Raw genomic sequence first — 1,908 nt, forward strand, 5'->3', positions numbered from 1 at the left:
GACTGATGCGATTCCATTTCAGAACAGCAACATCAAACCGCGCGGCGGAACATCAGTTCCTTGATCTTGCCGATCGCCTTCGTCGGGTTCAGGCCCTTCGGGCAAACGTCGACGCAGTTCATGATCGTGTGGCAACGGAACAGACGGTACGGGTCCTCGAGGTTGTCGAGGCGCTCGCCGGTGGCTTCGTCGCGGCTGTCCGCGATGAAGCGGTAAGCCTGCAGCAGACCTGCCGGGCCGACGAACTTGTCCGGGTTCCACCAGAAGCTCGGGCACGACGTCGAGCAGCTTGCGCACAGAATACACTCGTACAGGCCATCGAGTTCGTCACGCTGCTCAGGCGACTGCAGACGCTCCTTCTCGGGCGGCGGCGTGTCGTTGATCAGGTACGGCTTGATCGAGTGGTACTGGTTGAAGAACTGCGTGAAGTCGCAAATCAGGTCGCGCACGACGGGCAGGCCCGGCAGCGGACGCAGCACGATCTTCGCCGGCAGGTCGTTCAGGTTCGTCAGGCAGGCGAGACCGTTCTTGCCATTGATGTTCATGGCGTCCGAACCGCACACGCCTTCACGGCACGAACGGCGGAACGACAGCGTCTCGTCCACTTCCTTGAGCTTGACCAGCGCGTCGAGCAGCATGCGCTCGTGCGTGAGTTCCAGCTCGTACGTTTGCATGCGCGGCGCTGCGTCCTTGTCCGGGTCGTAGCGATAGACTTCAAAAATGCGTTTGGCCATTTCCAATTCCTTTTGACTGGCGTGTGCCTTAGAACGTACGCGCCTTCGGCGGCACGGACTCGACGGTCAGCGGTTGCATGTGGACCGGCTTGTAATCGAGTCGGTCACCTTCGCTGAACCAGAGCGTATGGCGCAGCCAGTTTTCGTCGTCACGGTGTTCGAAGTCGCTCTGTGCGTGTGCACCACGGCTTTCCTTACGGGCTTCTGCCGAAACCATCGTTGCGCGCGCAACTTCAACCAGGTTCGCCACTTCGAGCGCTTCCACGCGCGCCGTGTTGAACACCTTCGACTTGTCCTTCAGGTGGATGTGCTTCGCGCGCTCAGCGATCTGCGCGATGTCCTTCACACCGTCTGCGAGCAGCTTCGACGTGCGGAACACGCCCGCGTGCTTCTGCATCGAACCGCGGATGTCGTTCGCGACGCTTTGCGCGTACTCGCCCGAGGTCGACTTGTCGAGCTCGGCGAGGCGCGAGAGCGCGAAGTCGGCGGCGTCGGCCGGCAGCGGCTTGTGCTCCTTGAGCTCCTTGACGTGCTTGACGATGTGGTTGCCAGCCGCACGGCCGAACACCACGAGGTCGAGCAGCGAGTTCGTGCCGAGGCGGTTCGCGCCGTGCACCGAGACGCACGAGCATTCGCCCACGGCGTAGAAGCCGTTGACGACTTCTTCGTGACCCTTCGGCGTGCCAACGACCTGGCCGTTGATGTTCGTCGGGATGCCGCCCATCTGGTAGTGGATGGTCGGCACGACCGGGATCGGCTCCTTGATACAGTCCACGTTCGCGAACTTGAGCGCGATTTCGCGGATCGACGGCAGACGCTTCATGATCGTCTCGGCGCCGATGTGCGAAAGGTCGAGCAGCACGTGGTCCTTGTGCGGACCCACGCCACGGCCTTCCTTGATTTCCTGGTCCATCGAACGCGAAACGAAGTCGCGCGGCGCCAGGTCCTTCAGGGTCGGCGCGTAACGCTCCATGAAGCGCTCGCCGTTCGAGTTACGCAGAATGCCGCCTTCGCCGCGCACGCCTTCCGTGATCAGCACGCCCGCGCCGGCCACGCCGGTCGGGTGGAACTGCCAGAACTCCATGTCCTGCAGCGCGATGCCCGAACGGGCCGCCATGCCAAGGCCGTCACCGGTGTTGATGAACGCGTTGGTCGATGCCGCGAAGATCCGGCC

General features: G+C 62.7%; 2 protein-coding genes. Both read right to left on the bottom strand.

The window, feature by feature from the left end:
- Positions 1-32: 32 nt before the first annotated feature.
- Positions 33-734, bottom strand: a complete 702-nt coding sequence (locus U5A57_RS41175) for a succinate dehydrogenase iron-sulfur subunit (RefSeq protein ID WP_158760580.1) — start codon at positions 732-734, stop codon at positions 33-35.
- Between the two features lie 28 nt (positions 735-762).
- On the bottom strand, positions 763-1,908 hold a 1,146-nt coding region (locus tag U5A57_RS41180; RefSeq protein WP_321918065.1), incomplete at its 5' end, for an FAD-binding protein.

The organism is Paraburkholderia sp. J11-2 (assembly GCF_905220185.1).
Lineage (GTDB): Bacteria > Pseudomonadota > Gammaproteobacteria > Burkholderiales > Burkholderiaceae > Paraburkholderia.